We start from the raw sequence: 17,790 nt of genomic DNA, 5'->3' as shown, positions 1-17,790 counted from the left end.
TTACCTATTCGACGGCAACACAGCCGCACTAGGGGAGGGCCTCATGAAGAATTGGAAGCACGCGGCAGCTGCAACGATCTGCGGGAGCCTGCTCGCATATGCCGCGCCGGCAATCGCTCAGGGCTACACTGTTCCGCGAGGCGATCTGGAGCAGGCGCTGAAGCAGCTCGCACGAGAATCCGGGCTCCAGATGGTCTATCGGCCGGATCAGTTCGCAGGCGCCGTCACTGCGGGAACCAGCGGCAGCTCCTCGCCAGAGGCTGCGTTGATCCAGTTGCTTAAAGGCACAGGCTTCGAGGCCAGGCGCGATCCTTCTGGTGCCCAGGCGATCGTCCGAGCTGCGCCTAAACTGCGCCGCATCGCATTTCAGTCGGAGCCGCCGGTTCGGAGCGAGCCGGTGGTAGCGGCCGCGCCCGCCGATCCGATCGGCGGCGACATCATCGTGACCGCGCGCAAGCGGGAGGAGACGCTGATCGACGTGCCCGTCGCGATCACTGCTGTGACCGGGGCCGAACTGGAAAAACGCGGGATCAATTCGATGGATGGTATCGCCCGCCTCGTGCCCCAGCTGATCGTCGGCGACGGCGCCACCGCCCAGGGTGGCAGCATCGTGATCCGGGGTATCAGCGGTTCGGACGGCAATCCCTTTGCCGACCAGGCCGTTTCGTTCAACATTGATGGCGTGCAGGTGGCGCGTGCCTCGGTGCGTCGCATGGGGCAGATGGACATGCAGCAGGTCGAGGTGCTCAAAGGGCCTCAGGCGCTGTTCTACGGCAAGAACAGTCCTGGCGGCGTCATCTCCATCCGGACGGGCGATCCGACGAAGGAGCTTCAGGGCAAGGCCGCGGTCGGCTATGAGTTCAACGCGCATGAGTGGCGCGGCGAAGGCTATATCGCCGGCCCGATCACCGACACTCTTGGCTTTCGCATCGCGGCCTATGGATCGAAGATGCGCGGCTGGGTTGAGAACACCACGCCGCGCAACCTGATCACCGCGCCCAAGCATCGCTACGCGCCCAGGGCCGAAGAATTCGCGGTACGGGGCACATTGAAGTTCGAGCCCGCGGATAATTTCGACGCCCGCCTGAAGGTCACCTATGGCAAGCTCAAGGATGACGGATATACCTCGAACCTTCAGATCGTATCCTGTCCGAGCGGCGCGCCGCAGTCCGGCCAGATCGATGATTGCCGCGCCGACGACAAGGTTTCCGTGGGGGCGCGTACCCCGAATTTCGCCCTGCGCTATCCGGCTTTCGGCGAGAATGATGGCCAGTTGCGGGGCGCTCAGAAGCAGCTGCTGATCGGCTATGAAATGAACTATCGCCCGAGCGACGAGCTGACGCTGACCTCGGTGACCGGCCTCTATCATATGAAGGCCGATTCCTTCGTCAACGTGACCGCGACCTATATTCCTTCGCGCATGCTGGCATCCAATCAAAGGCTGAGCTTTACGGAACTGTCGGAGGAACTGCGCCTCACCAGCAATTTCGACGGGCCGGTCAACTTCATGATCGGCGGGCATTTCCAGAAGAGCAAGGCCACGCAGGGTTTGGCCGCCTTTCTCAACGGGACCGATTTCACGACAGTCGCGCCGCTGATCCCAGCAGTCGTCGCCAATTCCCATCATGAGCAGAAGGGCACCGCCTATTCGGCTTTCATGCAGATGCAATGGGACATCACCGATCAGATTCAGTTCTCCGGCGGTGGCCGTTATTCATATGAGAAGAAAAGGCTGCCGATAGCGGAGAGCGGAAATACCGTCGATCCTGTGACCGGTCTCCTTCTGCCACGGGTGCCCATTCTCGCCCAGGGTTCCAAGAATAGCTGGAACGACTTCTCGCCCGAATTCACGCTGTCCTACCATCCCGACCGGAACCTGAACATCTATGGGTCCTACAAGCATGGGTTCATTTCCGGTGGCTATAATGGCGGCGCCGCCAACTTCGCCCTGCCGCTCGATTATGATCAGCAGACCGTCAAGGGCTTCGAGGCAGGAGCCAAGGCGTCGCTGCTGGGCGGTGATCTTCGCACGAGCCTGGCCCTCTACAGCTATGAAGTGAAAGGCCTTCAGGTCACCATCAGCACCGGCGCTTTCCAAGAGCTCAAGAATGTCGGCAAAGTGCGGAGCAAGGGGGGCGAATTCGACTTCTCCTATCGAACCCCGCTGGAGGGGTTGAGCCTTCACGGCGCCGTAGCCTATAACAAGGCGCGCTACGTCGACTATTTCGCAAACTGCTACCGGGGTCAGAGCAAGGCTCTGGGCTGCGCGTTCGTGCCGGCGCCCGGCCAGCCTGGGGCGGGGGTGCCCGCTGCTCCGGGTGTCAATGGATCTCTGCAAAACCTAGCCGGCGGACAAGTTGTTCGTACGCCCGAATGGACCGGCAATGTGGGCTTCGATTATGAAACGCCGATCGGGTCCGGCATGAAAATCGGTCTGTCGACCAATATGACGTTCAGCGCGAGCTATCTTTCCGACCCGGCCTCCATCCCGGAGGGACGGGTGCCTAGTTACCAGCTGTTTGACGCCACGCTGCGCCTCTCGGAACAGGATGACCGTTGGGACGTCGCGCTGATTGGCCGCAACCTTACCGATAAATATTATTTCGTCAGGGCAAGCAATGTGCCCAACACTGGCACGGCACCGGGCAACGAAACTGGCCCTGCTATTCTCGGTGATCTCCAGTCCTATGTCAGCCGCGGTCGGGAAATCATGCTGCGCGTGTCGACCAAGTTCTGATGATGAGGAGTCGCTTGGTGCGGAATACCTCCAAATGGTCGATGATCCTGGCCTGCACGATTTGTGCGGGCCAGGGTGTGGCGCAATCCCCGTCGAAAGCGGGGGCCACATCCTATCCCACTCTCACCTATCCCACGACCAGCCGCGCGCCAGCCATACCGCCAAGCGAGGTCGGCCTCCAGACGATCGTCGCGCAGCCCTGGTACAGCATGACGACCAGCATGAAGGCGTTCGACGGGATGGACCAGAATCTCTTCATAGAGGGGCCTCTTTTCGACGCGCAGGGCAACCTGCTGTTCGTCGAAGTGCAAGGCGGCCGGGTTATGCGGCTTTCGCCCACGCAGGATCTGACGATGATTCTGCCGAAAAATGATGCCCACTCTTCTGGTCTGGCCTTTCTCAAGGACGGTCGTGTCCTTGTGGCAGGTGGCGGAGGCAGTATATTCTCAATCCGGCCGGATGGTACGGACAAGCTGGTCATCATTGATCCCAGGGCGGGTCATAAGCCTAACGACCTTGCCATGGACAAGGAGGGCGGTTTCTACTTCACCGATTTCAAAGGCAACAATGCCGACCGCACCGGCGGCGTTTACCACGTTGGTGCGGACATGAAGACGGTCACCCCTATCATCACGCATCTGTCGATGCCCAACGGGATCGCGCTCAGCCCCGACGGAAAGACTTTGTGGATCGGCGAGGTGGGAACGGGTTTCCTCCATCGCATCAACCTTGTGACGCCGACGCAGATTTCGCCCGTCGTCGGCACGACGATGCGCTACCATTTCACCGGGGCAACCGTGGATTCGCTGCGAACCGACAGCGACGGCAACGTCTATGCTGCGCTGGCTGGCGAGGGCAGGGTGATGGTCTTCAATCCCAAAGGCGTTCCGATCGGCCAGATACTGATCCCCGACCGGGATCGCGGAGAGCTGCTCTTCACTACCAGCATGGCGATCAAGCCAGGCACCCGCGAACTCTATATCCTGTCGAGCGACTATCCCGGGCGTAGGGCCAAGATCCATCGCGCCGGCGCCTTCGCCGAGGCCGCGATCCCACCCGATCCCTGAGATGCCACATGCCGTGGCGCTTTCGATGGTACGCTTCTGCTATGAAAACAGTGGTTATACCATTCTGCGAAAAGTCACTCCGCGCCTGTGACATGGAGCGATGGACGGGAGAGTTGCATGAACAAGGTTCAAGCGGTCATAGGCGCAATACTTGTCGGTATTCTGGGACTGGCCTTGCCCGGCATTGCCGCGAAGTCGGCCGTGGACTCATGTCCGTCCTCGGGCGATCTTAAGTTCCTGTGTGGGATTCAAAACCCCGAAGATCTGGCAGCTCTGCCAGGTGGACGCTGGATCATCGCGAGTGGGATGCGTCTTGGAAGCGGGCTTCACCTCGTCGACGGAACGGCTAAACGATGGGAGCGGTGGATCGCGCCGGCCGGTGCCAAGGCCCGGGCACCTTTTGAACAATGCAAGGTTCAGCCAGCGCCCGACGATCTGGCAATTCACGGCATCAACCTTCGCGAGCGCGGACGCGGACGTGCGACCCTCTACGCGGTCAACCATGGCGGAACCAATCCAGGCGTCGGGGAAAGGATAGAAGTCTTCGACATCGACGCGACGCACCGCAAGCCGACCCTGACCTGGGCGGGGTGCCTCCCCTGGCCTGACAAGCTGGCCGCCAACGCCGTTGCCGCAGCGTCCGACGGGACCGTTTACGTGACGGTGATGAACCATCCTGGCACCACCATAAAAGATTGGTGGACAGGAGTGCCGAAGCTGACCGGAGCCGTCTACAGATGGACCCCCGGCAGCCCCGCATTCGAACGTATGGCGGGGACCGACCTCGTCGGCAATAACGGCATCGAAGTGTCGGCCGACGGGAACAGGATATATGTCAACAGCAAGAGCGCGATCACCATCGGAGATGGCGCCATCACGTCCTTTACCACCACGAACCCCGCCAAGAAGCTGAGAAGCGTCGAGATCAAGGGCGGTCTCCCTGACAATATTCACTGGGTGAACGGGCGCCTTATCGCCGCGGGAGCGAGAACCGATGCTTGCCCCGCGGCGGCAGATGGCTTCCCTTGCACGAAAGGCTATCACGTCGAGGCAGTGGATCCCGAGACGCTGGCTGTGACGTTCTTGGCCAAGGCTCCCGCCGATCCACAATATTCTGGCGTTTCCTTTGCGCTTCCTGTCGGGAAGACCCTCTGGGTGGGCTCGTTTAGCGCAAGCAAGCTTGGCTATCGGCCGATGCCATGATGCGGATTGTGCAAGGCGGCTCGGCGTCGAAACTCGGTAGTGGGTGCAACGCGGGCCATGGTGCTACCATGTTGCAGCTTTTCTCCGGGACCCCACAAGCAAAATCAGAGCAGGGAGCGGTTTGAAAATCCCGGGCGACAAAGGCGCTGTCGAGCGCCTGCGGTCAGCGCTCACGAGCTTTACCGACCTCGATATCGTCACGCCATGACGTAGATGGACGCCTCCCCGGCGATATCCAGCCCTCTGTCAGCGCGGTCGTGAAGTCATGCTGCGCCTGGGAGCAAGTTCCGATGGTAAGGACAATCATCCTGTTGGATGCTTCCAATTGGCTGAATCGTCTCGGCCGGCCGATTTTCGCTGGCCAGGCAGCGGCAGAAGCCCCACCGCCTCGCGGCGGCTCGGTGCCCATATCCATGCGGCCTTAATCCAGCATAGATATCGCCACTAGGTAGGGGCCTTTTTTCTCGGCAAGCAATGGAGCATGATCGGCGCTGCCGGTAGTCGCGATTTTTTGAGTTGGGCGGAGAGACACTATGACAGATCCTAAATCCACTCTGGTGCCAGAGTTCAAGTCGAACGACCCCTATGCCTGGATACCCGGCGATCCCGCCTACAAGCTGCCGCAGGAGTGGCTCGAAAGTCCGGTGCCAGAGAAGCATTCGATGAGGATCCTCGCCTCCTATGAGGAGGCCGGTTTCTCTCGGGGTGGCGCCTATATGGGGCCGGCCTTTCTCGACCCTTCCTACGGATTACTGACGCTGGCCGAGCGCGAATTCATCGGCGTTGTCGTATCTTCCGTGAATTCATGCGTCACCTGCCTGGTCATTCACGGGCACTTGCTGGGAAGCTATATCGGCGATCATGGGCGAGCCAGACGAATCGCCATCAACTATCGATCTGTCGAATTGTCCGCACAGGAGCGCGCGATCGCCGACTATTGCGTCAAGCTCACGGAACAACCCGGCAGAATGGAACAAGCCGATCTGCAGAAGCTCCGCGATGTCGGAATCAGCGATGAGAAGATATATTACATCGTCGAAATGGCAGCGATGTTCAACCTGACCAACCGACTGACGTCGGGATACGGCCAGCGTCCGGACGATGACTTCATGCGGTCCATCGCTCCTTCTGATTAATAGAAGATAAAACGGCGGGAGTCTGATGGCAAAACGCAACGGGAGCCTGGCCGAGCTTGCGTGCCGGCACATACTGAACCGTGGCGACCTTCGGCCGGCTCCGCTACGCGAGTAACCACTTTGCCATTCAGAACCACGATCGCGGTGCATCGATAGCACAGCAAGCCGTCCGAAGCTCCCGTAACGTCCGACGATGCGATCCAGCAACGGCCCCCTTAAGAATTTTTAATTTCAGTTTTGCCTGAGGTACCGTCATATTTTTGGCTCTTACGTATAAATCAGAACGCGAGAGGGGGGGCATGCGCGAGCGGGAATCTTCGGATGTTCCTTTGCCAGGAGCCGAGGGTGATGCGCGGCGCAGCGCGGGCTTGCTGAGCACGCATATAGCTGCGCTGAGAGTCTATTTCAGGCGGCGGGTTAAGGGTGAGGCTGTAGATGATCTGGTACAGGACGTCCTGGTAAGCATTCAATCGCGGAAATCGAATGCCCCAATAGAAAACGCAGAAGCCTATCTGTTTACGGTAGCGCGAAACACATTGGCACGGCATCGGCGTACCAATAATTTGGAAGATAGCTCCGTTGACGAGTTCATGCACCATCTGCGGGACCCTCTGCCATTGCCGGACCGCTGCGTGCTTGGTCGGCAAGAACTTGATATTGCGATGCGGGCGATCGAGAATATGCCAGCCCGGACGCGTGACGTCTTCCTTATGCATCGGTTCGACGAAATGACCTATGCGGCCATAGCTGCCCGGATCGGAATATCCGTGAGCGCTGTCGAAAAACACATCATGCTTGCGCTGAGCATATTGGTCGTATCCACGGGGCGATGCCGGTGACTGCTGAAAGCGGCGATTTGGATAGCCGGGTTGATCCGGTAGCGCGCGAAGCCGCGATGCGTTTCGCGCGAATGCGGTCCGGAGCACTATCGGAGAGCGAAGTCGAAGATCTTGAAGCCTGGCTGCGTGACCAAGGCAATGCCGATGCGTTTGCTGATGTTGATCGCGTTTGGCGAGGAGTAGAACCGCTGCGGACGGCGCCGAAGCTCTTGGCACTCCGCGAGCATGCCCGACGCGGTTGGGCCACGCGCTCGTTCCGATCGTTGGGGGCGATCGCCGCGGCAGTGATGGCTGTTTTTGTATCGATCGGATTGACGTTTGTCGCACTTAGGCTTGAGCCGGAAATGCCTCGACAGGCACAGGAGTCGGCAAGATTTGTGACATCCACCGGCGAGCGAAAGCCGATCGCGCTTGCTGATGGTTCGACCATAATGTTGGATGCGGAATCCTCGATCCATGTGGAGATCGACAGTAGCCGCCGTTTTGTGCGGCTCGAGCGAGGCCGAGCCTATTTTGATGTAGCACACGACACGCGCCGCCCATTCGTCGTAGGCTTGGATGGGCGATCCTTGACCGCCTTGGGGACCGCTTTTTCGATAGACCTGGCGTCCAATCGTCTGGATGTCGTTCTGGTGAGAGGGCGGGTAAAGGTACATGGCCGTCCAGACGACGGAAATCTTTCGATTCAGATGGACGCGGGCACCCGACTTCTTGTTGCCGGCGGCGGCCGATGGATTTCAGAGAAAGCGGATAATCTCGCGGCGACATCCTGGATGCATGGGCGTCTCGTGTTCGAGAATGCGCAACTCTCCGACCTGTGCGCCGAATTCAATCGCTATACCGCCCAGAAATTCGTGATCGAAAATAACGACACGGCAGCACGACGCATAAGCGCGGTTATAAATGCCGGCGACGTTGAAACGCTTGTAAGTGCAATCGACGCGATGGGTATCGCTAAAGTATCGCGTAAAAGCGACGGCACAATCGTCCTCCGTTAAAAAATACTCGGAATCCGCTGAGGGGTTTCTGCCTGCTCCACTCATGTAAATGAGGCTCGAAACGAGCATGTAAGGAGGGGGCGATGAAAAAGGCAATTTTGTGCGCGAGCTGCTGCGTTCTGGGGCTCATTTCCTCGGGAGCGCTAGGCGCCCCGACGGCTTTTAACGTCCCACCACAGGACCTCTCAACCGCGCTCAAGGAATTTGCTTTGCAAAGCGGTAGCCAGGTTATCTTTCTGCCGAAATCACTAGCAGGAAAGCGAACCCGCGGAGTGGTTGGAACATTTGAAAATGACGAGGCATTGAGCCGATTGCTCAGCGACGGAAATGTCAGATCTCAGCGGACAAACGGTGCATATATTATTGGCATGCGCACCGCCGCGGTCCGACAAAGCGCTCCGTCGGCTGCAGTCGATGACGAAAATACCGTCGACACTGCGGCGCGCGATCCAGCCGCTTCGGATGCAACGCAGGAGATAATCGTCACGGCGCAGCGGAGGGCCCAACGTCTGCAAGACGTGCCGATCTCCATGATCAGCCAGAGCGGCGCGGATATTGCGCGGGCTAACGTCACCAATATCCAGGATCTGCAGAAGGTAATTCCGGGCTTGAACATCTTGACCACCGGCACCACCATGCAGCCCGTCCTCCGCGGCGTCCAGACGACGATCGGTGCAGCTGGCAACGACAGTCCAGTAGCGATCTATCTCGACGGACTTTACCGACCGAATCAGGTCGTAAACAACTTCGAGCTTCCCGATATTGAGCAGATTCAAGTGTTGAAGGGACCTCAGGGTACGCTGTTTGGGCGCAACTCAACCGGCGGAGCGATCCTTATAACGACCCGGAAACCTTCGCTTGATCGCTTCACCGGCACCCTTTCGCAAAGTGTGGGAATATACACCAGCGGCGGCAAGGGAACGGAGACCATATCCAAAGGCTTCGTAACCGGCCCTATCGTGCGGGACAAGATTGCCGCGAGCCTGTCTGCTGTTTTCGTCACCAACAGTGGCTACTTCAGGGATATCATCAGCCAGGGAGCCTATGGCAGGATTCGAGCGCATCAGATCACCGGCAAAATCCTGATCGAGCCCACCGACTCTCTCGAGATCACGCTAAAGGCCTACCACGTTCATCGCAACGACCGAGCTGCCATGCCCTTTAGTCCGCTAAACAACAATACCCTGGCCAGGCGCCTGTTTCCTAGCACGCCGCTGCCGCAGACGCCTTGGGAGATCGCATTTACGCAGCCGCTCGGGCCCGCGATCATTAAGGACCACGGTGGCTCCGCACAGATCTCCTGGAATCTGGATTGGGCAACTCTCAGCTCTTTGACCGGATATTCCAAGTCCTACGAATTTACGCCTGGGGATATCGACGCTACGGCCGCGCCTGTCGGCGTCACCGTCTCGTCGCAGTGGGATAAGCCTTTTCAGCAGGAGATCCTGCTCACCTCAAAGCCGGGTCGGTTCAACTGGATCGTGGGGGCCTTTTACTTTCACAACATATCCGGCTCGGCGACCATCAATGGCGCTTTCGGCGCTGTCCACACGAGTGCTATTGCGGGTTTTGCCGATGGCACCTTTGACGTGAGCGAACATTTGAGCATCGTTGGTGGAATCCGCTACAGCTCGGAGCGAAAAGCCCAGCATGCGGCATTCTACCCGAACCTTCGTGCGGGATTCGGTGCCGGTTCTCCGTTGCCGGACAACATTCCGTTGCTCGGGGATCCCGTTCGCTGGCATGCATTCACGCCGCGCGCCTCGATCGTCTATAAGTTTTCCCGTGATGCGAACATCTATGCTACGTATAGCAAGGGATTCAAGAGCGGCGGTTACAGTATCTCGGCTCTAAGCAAATTCGCCGTCGACCCGGAACAGTTGAACTCCTACGAAATAGGATTCAAGGCGGCGACACGTCGATACACTTTCAATCTTGCTGTCTTCCATTATGATTGGCAAAACCTGCAGGTGTCGGTCATTGGTACCCGCAACGGATCAACCTTCACCGGCATCGCCAACGCCGCCAGCGCCAAGCTGACAGGCATCGATGCCGACGGAACGATTGACGTCGGGGGCGGCTTCAGTATTCGGATGGGAGCAAGCTTCCTACCTGAGGCTAAATATGCGCGCTATCTGGGCGCAGTGGTCTATCCCATCAATCCGGACCGCCTGGGTGGAAACATTGCCAGTTCGATGGACGCCAGTGGATTCCGCCTAATCCGCGCGCCTAAGTTGACCGGTAGCGCCGGACTGGATTTCAGGACCGAGATTGGCGGCGGCGATTTCGAAGCATCGGCGAACGTCACGCACTCGTCGGCGTTCAACCATGAGGTGCTCGGTCGGGTCCGGCAGTCGGCCTATACGCTTGTGGACGGCCAACTGTCGTGGAGCCCGTCGGGGAGTGGTTTCCAGTTTACGATCTGGGGCAAGAACCTGACCAACAAGGCCTATACGACGGGGGCAGTGCCAACCCCTGTGGCGGACGCAGTGCATTACGCGCCGCCACGGGAACTGGGCGGCAGCGTGAGCTTTAAGTTCTGAGCTCCCGGACATACATGTTTCGGACGTGCAACACCAAGGCCGCCAAGCGTTTTCTTGCCAAGGCGCTCTTCCAATGTGGTGGTGGCATCATGGGAGAAGTGCGTCTGATCGAGAGAGACTTCGGTATCGATACCGCCTGAAGTGCAAAAGGAAGAAGACGTGAAGATCAATCAGTCTGCGCCCAATCGCAGCGATCCGGCCGCGACATCCGCCTCCATCTATGATGATGTTTGGGACATGGAGGTTGATGTCGTCATAGTAGGCAGTGGAGCGGCAGGGCTCATCGCGGCGGTGGAGTCCGCTGAGGTGGGGGCCATGACGCTGATCGTCGAGAGCCAGAACGAAGTCGGAGGAAGCTCGAGACTTTCTGGAGGATATGTCACTCTTTGTGAGACGGATCTTGTACCGGGCGGCCGCTCCGAACTGCTCGACGATCTCGATGAGGCTCATCATCACGACAGCCATTTCGAACTGTCCCGTCTCTATGTCGAGGAGGCTGCGAATACCTACGCCCGCTTGAAGGAGTTGGGAGTCGAGTTCATTGCAAGCCTGCAGTTCGCCCATATGCAAAGAGCCTGGGCACATGAACCCGGCGGAATTGGCGGTGGGGCGGAAATCATAAGCAGGCTCGAACGAGCCGCAAGGCGTCGCGAGGTCGACATCCTCCTTGAAAACCCAGCTCGCATGTTGGTCAGAAACGCGGCCGGCCGTGTCACCGGTCTTGTCGTAGAGGGGCCAGAGGGTATGCGACGCATAAAGGCGGAGCGGGCAGTCATACTGGCAAGCGGAGGATTTACTCGCAATGTCGAGCTGATCCAGAAATATGGGCGTGAGGGATCCCAATATTTTCTTCCCCTTACCGGAAACGGTTCGCTTGGTGACGGTCTTCGTATGGCGATGGAAATCGGAGCGGCGACGTCTTATCTCGAATTCGGTATAGCGCCCACAGTTCCTGTCGATCCGGTAATGAATACGCCTTCCCTCGTAAACTATAAGGGCGCCATTCTTGTCAACAAGGAGGGCAGGCGATTCTGTTGTGAATCTGATGTCTACGTCAATCTGTCCTGGGCGGGCGTGTGCCAACCCGACAGGCTGATGATCCAGGTATATGACAGCAAGATAAGGGAAGCCTATCTGAACTCGCCCGTTTCAGCAACGCTCGGGCCATCGCACGAGGTTTCTGCAGATACGCTTGCGGGGGTAGGGAATCTGCTGGAGGCTAAGTATGGCGTTGATGGTGCCATGATGGAGCGCACCGTTGAACAATATAACTCGGCGGTAGAGAGTGGCGCCGCTCTGGAGTTCGGAAGAGAATTTCTGGTCGGCACGTTGGGAGCGCTGGAGAAGATAGAAGCCGCGCCGTTCTTCGCATCGGTTCTGGTGCCAGGAACCACCCATTTCAATGGGGGGTTGCGGATCAGCCGCAACATGCAGGTGCTCAACTGCGACGGTGATCCCATTATCGGGCTCTATGCCGCCGGTGAAGTTACCGGTGGCTTTCACGGTGCTGGGTATATGTCAGGCTCGTTCATGGGAAGCGCGCTGATATTCGGCAGGATTGCCGGCAAGAACGCGGCAGACGAACGGCGCGCCTGGAAGGGTCTTGAACGGGGTAGCTTCAGCGGTGGACCGAGATGAGGGACTGTCAGAGGTTTCGTGTGCGGCCGGGCGGCTAAACATTACGCGGTCATCGCCCTGGTGAAGCGCTCACCGAAGATGGCGGCGAACTGAGCCTCGGCCATGGACCACTCCCGCGACGGTATTTGCTACTCTTTCTCCGACAGTTCAAGATCGGATAGAGCAGCTTGGCGGCGGCATCGTCGCTGAAGAAGTGTTGCCTGGCACAAATCTCAGCGGCTGGCCACGCGCTCCATCGAATCCGCAATGGCGAGCAGTCGTTGCTTGCCGAAATCCATAACTCTACGCGCTAGTTTCGGCGTAAGCGGATGCCGCGCCGGGTGCCGTGTACACGTGGCTTCGTTCAAAGCTGTTCTGTCGTACAAGAGGCTATTGCGTGGAACGGTTGCCAACCGACAACCGCCGCCCACGTCCAAAACCATTGAAATATTAGAACCCATATTGCAGACGCAAACCATATGTCCGCGGCCTGGCGGCGTTATAATAGACGCCATAGGGCTGAGCGGTTTGCACGTAGGCCGGATAGGCCTTGTTGAACACATTGTTGGCATAGAAGCCAACCCGCAGATTCTCGCCGGGAGGGCTGACATAGCCCGACGCATTCACCAGAAAGAGCTGGTTGTCGTGGTCGGCGCGCAGCTGACCGCCAGCCCCCGGCAGGAAGTCGATCGCCGAACGATAGGTAGCGAGACCCGCTAGCTGCGCCGTCCATGACCCGACGGCGAAATTGTAGCTTGCACTGATCGAACCCGACCATTCCGCAGCGAATGGCGGCACCGTGCCCGAGAGATCGATGGGACATGGGAACAGGGTCGCGCCGGGTGCAGTCGGAGTGTTCAGCGCCCGATTTATAGCAGACCAGCGCGGCGTTGGGGAACGGCTTGTAGCGTGCATGCTGCCACGAACCGCTGAGGCCGAGATTCAGCCCGTTCATGGGGGTGATCTGAGCCTCTGCCTCGACACCGTAATTCTCCATCACGCCGGCATTGCCGGTCAGCGTGCCGCCCGAGTTCAAATCGAGCGTCTGAACCTGCTGGTTCTTGTTCTTGGCATAAAATACCGCGGCGTTCAGGTGAGCCCGGTTGTTGAGGAACGACTGTTTGAGACCGGTCTCGCGCCGCCGCCCGATCGGTTAAGGTTTATCGCTGCCGTCGCGTGCGTAGCCCGGTGGAATCGCAGTTCAAGCTACGGCAAGCCCCGCCGCGTGACCTTCGCGGATGGCGGCGTGAAGGTTCCGAGCCGACTTTGCGTCGCCGACGAGATGAAGGTTCTGCGTCCGCCCGCGTAACTCGCGCCACAGCGCGTTGGCGGACTGTCGAAAATCGACCCTGACCACCACATCGGCGGGAACAACGTCGATCTGTTCGCCCTGCAGGACCCGAATAGTGGCCCGTCCCGGTTCGACGGCGACGAGAAGCGCCTGCGTCAGGATGCTGAATTTACCTAGCTTGTATAGCCGCTTGAGCGCGCCTGCATCGCGCATCGTTACTTCGATGAGGGGCGCGAAGCTGCCATGGCGGGTGACGTAAGTAACATCCATCCCACGGTTCAAAAGCTCCTCGCAACAGCCAATGGCCTCATAGTGACCGACATCGTCAACGACTACCGCGCTCCTGCCGAGATCTTTTCGCCCGCTATCAAGCAGATCGATCGCATCCATAATGTTCGCGCCGGGCGCGACCCGCACCTCGGCCGTCGGATTCGCGACCTGCCTTATTGGTCCCTCCAGTTTGTTTGTGCCGGTCGCGACAATAACGACGTCGGGTGCCTCGTTCAGCACCTCCTCGGCATCCAGATAGGTGGACAGGCGGACGTCCACGCCGAGCTTATAGACCTCCGCCTCCAGCCAGTTGGTAATGTCGCCGATCGCCTGAAGCTTTGGCACGCGGCGGGCATGATTGATCAGGCCGCCGAGCGACGGGGTTGCCTCGAACAGGATCACCTCATGGGCGCGCAACGCCGCGACCCTGGCCGCCTCCATCCCGGCGGGTCCGCCACCCACGATCACGACCCGCCGCCGCGGTGCCGACCGCTCCAGGAACTGTTCAGACAAGGCGGCTTCGCGTCCGGCTTCTGCGTTTACGACACAACCGATCCGTCCCTCCGCCAGCGTCCCGCCGATGCAGCCTTGATTGCATGCGATGCAGGGGCGGACTTCGGCTGCCCGGCCCTCTCGTGATTTCCTGACGAGTTCAGGATCCGCTATCGTCGCGCGCACCATGCCAACGAGGTCTGCGTCGCCCGCGCGGATCGCCTGCTCGGCGTCGTCCAGAGTGCCGAACCGGCCCGTGACCAGGCGCGGCACCTTTAGGCCTTGGCCGATCCGTCGCGCGGTGGGGAGCTGATATCCGGCGGGACGGTCCATCCCCGCGCTGACTTCGATCTTGTCGTAATAGTCGCTGTGCGAGATGTTTATATAGTCGATCAGGCCTTCATCCTCAACGAGCTTACAGACCGCGTTGGCTTCCTCGATCGAGAACACCGCCGGATCGCCGCTTTCGCTGATCCTCATACCCAAGGGGAAGCCTGCGCTTGTCCGAGCACGCATCTCCCGCAGACACTCCAGCAGGAAGCGCTGTCGGTTCTCAATCGACCCGCCGTAGCGGTCGTCACGCCGGTTCAGCACCGGCGAAAGGAACTGCGACACAAGGTAGCCGTGGCCCGCGTGAAGCTCAACGCCGTCGAGGCCGCCAGCCTCGACGCGCTGGGCCGCGGCGCCGAACGCCGCCACCAGTTCTTCGATCTGATCGATCGTCATCTCGATCGGCGGGCATGTCGAGTAGCGGGCCGGCACCGCGGATGGGGCCCAGGGCGGGCTCCCGTCAGCGGGCGTAAAGATGTGCCCTGGATGCGAGAATTGCTGAAACAGCTTCATCCCAGTGGGCGCGATCGCGTTCGCTAGCTTGCGATAGTGCGGGATGACTGAGTCGTCCCAATTGATCAGGGACATATACCACGACGGGTGGGCCGAGCAGGCTTCGAGGATGGAGAGACCGACGCCACCACGCGCACGCTCCAGATGATAGGCGATAAGATCGTCCGTGACAGGCTCGCGCGTGGCCAGCATCGTCACATGCGCGGGACGGACAATGCGGTTTGGCACTTCGACCGAACCGATCTTGAGCGGCGAGAAAACCCGATCATACATCCAATTCTCCTTTTGGTTATCGTTGGCCGTTTCGTTTTGAGGGGTTCCGGCGAGCGGCGACGATGTATTTTTGAAGCCGCTGCACGGCCTTTGATCGAGTGATCCCGATGGTCACCCGCATCGTGGCAAGCGATCGGAAGGATGCGAATAACGGCCCGCCAATCCACAGTCGGCCGAGATGCCTTGTGCTTTCCGTTCCAATTGTGGCAATCTCTGGCATGGCCTTTTCCAATCCTATCAGCATTTTGACTCGGAGGCCTATTGTGTCCGCAATCGGAAATGCTATGAGGAGGAACCGTCCGCTTAACGGATACGGAGGAATCCTCCGATTCGCAAGTGGGAACCGCTTTGGTCGATAGAAATTTAGCCCCCCGCAAGCCACGCGCTGATGCAGAGCGTAATCGTCTCCGCCTGATGACAGTGGCCAAGGAGGCATTTGCCGAAAAAGGCATCTCGGCAAGCCTCGAGGATATCGCGCGTGCGGCGGGCGTGGGAATCGGCACACTCTATCGCCACTTCGCAACGCGCGAAGCGCTGGTTGGTCAGCTTTATGAAAATGAAGGCGAACAGCTTGCAGAAGCGGCGGAGCGGCTTGCGCAGGCAGAGCTTCCCATTGAAGCTCTGCGTCAATGGTTGCTGCTGTTCGTCGATTATGTGTCGACCAAGCGGATCATTGTCGACGTTCTCAGCATGCCGGGCAGTGGCGCGGACAGAATTTGCGCGGTCGCGCGCGACAAGCTGATCGATGGGTGTGGCAAGCTTCTAGAAAATGTCAAACGCACCGGACGGATTCGGCGCGACGTGGAACCGATTGATTTACTGGTGGCAATCGGCGGCGGCGCGAACCTCGGTTACGTATCCGACTGGGAAGAGGGCGCCGCACGCCTGACCGACATATTGATAGCGGGCCTGACTTGTGAACAGTAATAGTTCTGCAGTAGGCTCTTGTTGCCAAATTCTCGGGTCGAGTGGCTGAACGGAACAGAAAATAGTCGAAAAGGGCAGATGGTTCAAAATGCCCAATCCTCGCCTGTTCTTGATGTACGCGTCTTCAGCATAGCCATCGCGACCTACCGCTCCACCGTCCGCTGATGCTCCGGCCGGGCCGTCAACGGACTGCCAGACCAGTCCTGGTAGATAGGATCTTCGGGATAGCGGGCGCCCCAGTTGGACATCTCTGGCACGCCAACGCTCAGCATCCAGTCGGTCTGCAGCTTCCTCACGTCACCCCAGTCCCAGATGCAGGTGCGCCGCAAGATCTTCCAGACCCCATTGCGTTTTTCGCACAGATCGCGGTACCGGCCGCCAAAGATGCAGCTGACATCCGGCTCCTTATACGCGACGACGCAAAGAAACATGCTCTCGCGCTTGGCTCGGTGGCCTTGTATTTCGGATAGCACGTTGCTGATGTGATGGCTGCACGAGTATAGCCGGTCGCGATATGCTTCAACTGCATCCGCCCATTTCGAGCCATCGCCCATATAGCCACCGTGATCGTCGTACGAGTCGGGCCAGTAGGTGTTCCGGATTCCCTCAATATCCATCCTATCTGCAGCGCGACCATACATCATAATATTATCATACAGCAGTTTATCGTCATATAATTCTTCCATTTGTGGCTCGGTCAGCGGCATATCCTTCTCCTTCTTTCTTCAACATTGACCATATCGCACTACGATCAATACGGCTTGTCGCTTCGCCGCACCGATCTTGAGCGGTGAGAAGACCCGACATACATCCAATTCTCCTGCTGGTTATCGTTGGTCATCTGGTTTTGCGCGGCTCCGGCGAGCGCCGACTATGTTTTTAAAGCCTTGGGGCCTTTGATCGCGTAGCGGATCCGATAGTCACCCGCATGGTGGCAGGCGGCGGAAAGGATGCGATAACAGCCGTCATCCACAGCCGACCCAGATGCATTGTGCAGTCCGCTTTATAATTGTGGAAATCTGCTTTTTCCGATCCTATTAGCATTTTCAGTTGGAGTCCTATTGTCCCTGCAAACGGAAGTTGTGGGGAGGCACCGTCCGCTTAACAAATACGGAGGAGTCCTCCGATTCGCAAGCGGGAACCGCTTTGGTCGAAATTTAGAGCCGTTCGATTATCCCACCGGGAGTTCAACCGGCAGCGGTGCCAACGTCCGCTTCCCATCTGTGGACGTCCCAAAAGGGGCAAGCGGTCAACAGCGCCCAAACGATCCGTACGAAGGTTTCCCATGTGCACGTCGACGGGCACGCGAGCGCCCCGTCCGTAATAATTGTCACTAAGGCTGACTCGTCTTCCGGTTCACGTCATATTTCTTATCGAACACGCGGTTCGTATAGAAGTCGATGCGAAGCTTCTCTCCAGGCGGGCTGACATCAGCTCCTGCTTAGCTGCTTCAGCGTAACAGGTTGGTAAGCTGTTGCAGGCTGTTCCAATCCGCATTGACGTCGCGCTCACCGCCGACAGGCTCGCCCTCCGCCGCGCGGATCGGATTGATGA

Annotated in this window: 12 protein-coding genes and 1 pseudogene; 9 read left to right on the top strand and 4 right to left on the bottom strand. The window is 58.8% G+C overall.

Annotated elements, in window-relative coordinates; genetic code table 11:
* Window positions 1-43: 43 nt before the first annotated feature.
* The 8 genes from AAC645_RS06030 (at window position 44) to AAC645_RS05995 (ending at window position 12,161) form a co-directional block, all read left to right on the top strand.
* A complete protein-coding gene (locus AAC645_RS06030; RefSeq protein ID WP_340314592.1) occupies window positions 44-2,737 on the top strand; it encodes a TonB-dependent receptor in 2,694 nt (897 codons plus the stop codon).
* Window positions 2,738-2,754: 17 nt separating this feature from the next.
* Window positions 2,755-3,804, top strand: coding sequence for an SMP-30/gluconolactonase/LRE family protein (locus AAC645_RS06025; RefSeq protein WP_340314590.1), 1,050 nt, complete (start codon window positions 2,755-2,757; stop codon window positions 3,802-3,804).
* Window positions 3,805-3,921: 117 nt separating this feature from the next.
* A complete protein-coding gene (locus AAC645_RS06020) occupies window positions 3,922-5,007 on the top strand; it encodes an SMP-30/gluconolactonase/LRE family protein (RefSeq protein WP_340314588.1) in 1,086 nt (361 codons plus the stop codon).
* A gap of 533 nt (window positions 5,008-5,540) precedes the next feature.
* Window positions 5,541-6,143 carry a peroxidase-related enzyme gene (locus tag AAC645_RS06015; RefSeq protein WP_340314586.1) on the top strand — a complete coding sequence of 201 codons (603 nt, stop codon included), beginning with the start codon at window positions 5,541-5,543 and terminating at the stop codon, window positions 6,141-6,143.
* Between the two features lie 299 nt (window positions 6,144-6,442).
* Complete coding sequence (locus tag AAC645_RS06010; protein WP_340314585.1) at window positions 6,443-6,982, top strand: RNA polymerase sigma factor; 540 nt, start codon at window positions 6,443-6,445, stop codon at window positions 6,980-6,982.
* Window positions 6,979-7,980: a FecR family protein gene (locus tag AAC645_RS06005; protein WP_340314584.1), complete on the top strand. Its 1,002-nt coding sequence runs from the start codon at window positions 6,979-6,981 to the stop codon at window positions 7,978-7,980. Before AAC645_RS06010 ends, AAC645_RS06005 begins: the two co-directional genes overlap by 4 nt.
* Before the next feature lie 83 nt (window positions 7,981-8,063).
* Complete coding sequence (locus AAC645_RS06000) at window positions 8,064-10,523, top strand: TonB-dependent receptor (RefSeq protein ID WP_340314582.1); 2,460 nt, start codon at window positions 8,064-8,066, stop codon at window positions 10,521-10,523.
* A 159-nt stretch (window positions 10,524-10,682) separates the two neighbouring features.
* On the top strand, window positions 10,683-12,161 hold the full coding sequence (locus tag AAC645_RS05995) for an FAD-dependent oxidoreductase (protein ID WP_340314580.1): 1,479 nt from the start codon (window positions 10,683-10,685) through the stop codon (window positions 12,159-12,161).
* A gap of 429 nt (window positions 12,162-12,590) precedes the next feature.
* Here AAC645_RS05995 and AAC645_RS05990 read toward each other — a convergent pair whose 3' ends face one another.
* From AAC645_RS05990 to AAC645_RS05985, 3 genes and pseudogenes are all read right to left on the bottom strand, one after another.
* Entirely contained in the window at window positions 12,591-12,938 is a 348-nt protein-coding gene (locus AAC645_RS05990; RefSeq protein WP_340314579.1) for a hypothetical protein, read from the bottom strand.
* A gap of 115 nt (window positions 12,939-13,053) precedes the next feature.
* Window positions 13,054-13,290: pseudogene (locus tag AAC645_RS20400) on the bottom strand (TonB-dependent receptor domain-containing protein); the annotation flags it as partial.
* A 51-nt stretch (window positions 13,291-13,341) separates the two neighbouring features.
* Window positions 13,342-15,309 (bottom strand): oxidoreductase, encoded by a 1,968-nt coding sequence (locus AAC645_RS05985; RefSeq protein WP_340314577.1) that lies wholly within the window; start codon window positions 15,307-15,309, stop codon window positions 13,342-13,344.
* Between the two features lie 414 nt (window positions 15,310-15,723).
* Here AAC645_RS05985 and AAC645_RS05980 point away from each other — a divergent pair, with 414 nt between their 5' ends.
* Complete coding sequence (locus tag AAC645_RS05980; protein WP_340314575.1) at window positions 15,724-16,236, top strand: TetR/AcrR family transcriptional regulator; 513 nt, start codon at window positions 15,724-15,726, stop codon at window positions 16,234-16,236.
* Window positions 16,237-16,379: 143 nt separating this feature from the next.
* On the opposite strand, the gene AAC645_RS05975 is transcribed toward AAC645_RS05980, so the two are convergent.
* Window positions 16,380-16,943, bottom strand: a complete 564-nt coding sequence (locus AAC645_RS05975; RefSeq protein WP_340314574.1) for a nuclear transport factor 2 family protein — start codon at window positions 16,941-16,943, stop codon at window positions 16,380-16,382.
* Window positions 16,944-17,790: the final 847 nt, after the last annotated feature.

The organism is Rhizorhabdus argentea, assembly GCF_037861105.1.
Lineage (GTDB): Bacteria > Pseudomonadota > Alphaproteobacteria > Sphingomonadales > Sphingomonadaceae > Rhizorhabdus > Rhizorhabdus argentea.
Note: the sequence above shows the minus strand (reverse complement) of the source record. Positions and strands in the feature narration are given on the sequence as shown.

Coding starts and splice junctions, on each gene's coding strand:
- AAC645_RS06030 (WP_340314592.1), top strand. CDS start 44: ATGAAGAATTGGAAGCACGCGGCAGCTGCAACGATCTGCGGGAGCCTG.
- AAC645_RS06020 (WP_340314588.1), top strand. CDS start 3,922: ATGAACAAGGTTCAAGCGGTCATAGGCGCAATACTTGTCGGTATTCTG.
- AAC645_RS06015 (WP_340314586.1), top strand. CDS start 5,541: ATGACAGATCCTAAATCCACTCTGGTGCCAGAGTTCAAGTCGAACGAC.
- AAC645_RS06010 (WP_340314585.1), top strand. CDS start 6,443: ATGCGCGAGCGGGAATCTTCGGATGTTCCTTTGCCAGGAGCCGAGGGT.
- AAC645_RS06000 (WP_340314582.1), top strand. CDS start 8,064: ATGAAAAAGGCAATTTTGTGCGCGAGCTGCTGCGTTCTGGGGCTCATT.
- AAC645_RS05985 (WP_340314577.1), bottom strand. CDS start 15,309: ATGTATGATCGGGTTTTCTCGCCGCTCAAGATCGGTTCGGTCGAAGTG.
- AAC645_RS05980 (WP_340314575.1), top strand. CDS start 15,724: ATGACAGTGGCCAAGGAGGCATTTGCCGAAAAAGGCATCTCGGCAAGC.
- AAC645_RS05975 (WP_340314574.1), bottom strand. CDS start 16,943: ATGCCGCTGACCGAGCCACAAATGGAAGAATTATATGACGATAAACTG.